General features: G+C 43.6%; 3 protein-coding genes. All 3 read right to left on the bottom strand.

What is annotated here, in order from left to right:
* Positions 1-900: type I restriction endonuclease (locus tag L4C33_RS21200; protein WP_428814373.1), on the bottom strand; the 900-nt coding region annotated here is incomplete at its 3' end.
* Positions 901-903: 3 nt separating this feature from the next.
* Positions 904-1,938 carry a hypothetical protein gene (locus tag L4C33_RS21195; RefSeq protein WP_428814372.1) on the bottom strand — a complete coding sequence of 345 codons (1,035 nt, stop codon included), beginning with the start codon at positions 1,936-1,938 and terminating at the stop codon, positions 904-906.
* Between the two features lie 2 nt (positions 1,939-1,940).
* The coding region (locus L4C33_RS21190; protein WP_428814371.1) for a restriction endonuclease subunit S at positions 1,941-2,909 on the bottom strand (969 nt) is incomplete at its 5' end.

The raw sequence follows: 2,909 nt of genomic DNA, 5'->3' as shown, positions 1-2,909 counted from the left end.
CATACCTGCTAGCAAACGTTGCTGAGCCGTCACATGAGTCAAAACCTCATAACTGGCTTTGGGTTCTGCTGCTTGCATAAGTTCGACTTGGCTTTCTATATTAGATTCACTAACAGAGTCATCATCTAATACATCATCAGGGTATTGAACCTCCACCGCAGAACGAAACGTTACTACGTTATCTTGTAGCGACTGGTTCGCTAACGCTTCATCACTGAATGGGTAAGCGTCTTTCCAATCACCATAGTGCTGGCTGCTAGAACTAATGGTGCCCACTTTGGCTTGGTCACGACAGGTAGAAACCATCAGTTGGTTATACCAAAATAGTTTCTCTGCCCCTTCTCCTTGTTGCTGTTCACGCAAATCTGCATAACGGCGAAGCTGGTCAATACCATGACTCATAGGGTCAGAGATATACGGCGATTTACACTCAATTACCGCAAGGGGAATGCCGTTCACAAAGCAGATAATATCGGGGATGATTTTCTGGTTAACCCCTTCCACTTTGAACTGGTTGGTGACTAGAAATTCGTTGTTAGAAGACGTATCGAAGTCGATAAGTTTAACGGTTTGTCCTTTGCGCCCTTTCCCTAGATCTTGCTCAACCGATAGGTAATTCACCATGGTTTGGTAGAAGGCGTGGTTGTACTCCATTAAGGCAGCAAAGCTAGGGTGAGTCACGTCCCTTGATACTTTGCGTAGGTTCTCGTCGCTTATCCAAGGATTGATGCGTTTAATCGCCGCTTCTAGGCGCTTCACCAGTATTACGTCACGTAGATAGGCACGCTCTTGGTTCGAATGTTCTGGGGAAAGTGATTTACCTTGCACGTAAGTCCAACCGAGCTTCACCAGCTGAGCAATGGCAGGCGCTTCCACTTTATCGAATTCGTTATTTGCCATGCGTTAACTCCAGCTTTTCTCTGTTAATCGTGCTGCTATTTCCGAATCACTTGGCAGCACTTCAGTATCGAGCACTTCTCCTAGATCGAAATACTTAGACCGCTGAATTGGGTATTTAGAGCTTTTGTTGAAGTTGGTCGGTTCGAATTCATCAACAACAAAGAAATGATGCCCTGTGTATACGTTCCAGCCATGCACTTCCTCAGCAGAACGCATCACCCCTATAATTCGCCTTTGCTCATCTTCAGTCAGTCCTGCTCCTTTTTGATACGCCAGCACGTTAAATTCGCCCATCTCTTTATCGTATTCAGCATGAACAATCTTGGTGAGCTTACCGATACCACGCACAGATTTGTTCTTGTATAAGCCAAGATAAGCGTGGTTTGAAAAACCCCTATCAATAGGATCGTAGTAAACACCAAACTCCATGTTTTCATGGAACGTATAACCCGTAACGATGGCTCTCATCACCACTTCATCACGAGGAAGCAAAGACATCGAATCACAAAACTCTCGATAGTCAGCCAAGATTTCATTCAGCTCAAGGTCGTAGTCCAGCAAGACAGAATCAAAGTTGTTGATGATATCGGTGAAAGTTGTTGCCAAGCAAATTACTTGAGTATCGTTTACTTGGTTAAAGCTCTTAACGTCATTTATCACTTGCGATAAAAACTCATTGCTTGGTTTGCGTGGGTCTAAAAGCAATAGCACTTGAGTATCTTCACTTTCAAAGCTCTCCAAGTGGTTCGATAGCTGAGATAAACCGTAGTTCCCATATAGCTTTGTCTCAATAACAACTTTGATGCTTTTCTGGGTAATTAAGCCGTCCGGTACACTATTTCTTTTTGTATTCCCTTCTTGCTGGGCAAACTGCATACCCACATCAAAGGTTAGGTTTCCATCACCACTGAGGGCATTTAGGAAATCTTCAAACCTAGCAGGACTGTGGTTATACAGCCGAGAAAACAGCAACAAGGTGTTATTAGTGACAACGTTTTCTTTCTGGGAATACCGCTGAAAATAGTGTACTCGGCTCATGATTAATCCTCGACCTTAACGCGAACTTTGCCTGTGAGGAGATCTTGCATAAGGGCTTTTTTGGTACTCGTTAGTTGTTTATGTTTACGTTCCAAAGCGAACATCTTGTTATCTACACTCTTCAATGCACCAGAAATTACTCGTTGCTCTTCAATTGAAGGGGCAGGGATTTGAAGCTTCTTAAAGTATGGCAAACCAATTGTCTTAATTGTGCTCCCCATAGCTATAGCCTCAAACTGTGGCTTCCAATGCTGAAGTAGGTAGTAGAGGAAGTAATTATCAAGCTTTTCACCACAAACCCATGCCATAAAGTGCTGACTCACAGCCATTGAACTGGTCATTATCGCACTCTTCCCGACACCAGCATCTCGAGCCATCACTACAGTCCCCTTTGGGTGTAAAGTAGCCGACGAGTTTTCTATACCCAGTTGACTTATTTTCTTAGCAGTATCGGAAATGTATAGTTTGTCTAATTTAGATGAGTCAGTAAGCGAGACCCATTTGACACCATCATTCCAATATTCTGGTTTCTTCTTGTCAGGTGTATGACCACTACCTCTCTTTGCTACTTTATCAAGTAAACAGCAATCCCACCCTTTCGGAATACTGCCCACTGGCGAGTCTTTAAACTCGCCATGTGGCTTACCACCCACACCAACACCACGGGTTAGCAGCTCTTGCATCATGCCCGTTTTTAGATCATTTAGCTTATCGATTTGCGTCTGTGTTTTTTCAATCACGTCATCGACAGAGGTGAGGATTGAGGCGATTTTCTTTTGTTCTGGGAGTGGAGGGAATACGACTTTATGAGTTTTCATAAAGTCAGTCTGCACACGACGTTGTCCACCTGTGCCACACATACTTGCCTCGGCAGCAAGGCGGAATGAATCATAGTTCGTATATTGGTAAATATACTTAGAATCAGACTCTTCTGTCGCTCTTAATACATGAAATTCAGTACTACCAAAACC

The sequence above is a fragment of the Vibrio makurazakiensis genome (genome assembly GCF_050337375.1).
Taxonomy (GTDB): Bacteria; Pseudomonadota; Gammaproteobacteria; order Enterobacterales; family Vibrionaceae; genus Vibrio; species Vibrio makurazakiensis.
Note: the sequence above shows the minus strand (reverse complement) of the source record. Positions and strands in the feature narration are given on the sequence as shown.

Coding starts and splice junctions, on each gene's coding strand:
- L4C33_RS21195 (WP_428814372.1), bottom strand. CDS start 1,938: ATGAGCCGAGTACACTATTTTCAGCGGTATTCCCAGAAAGAAAACGTT.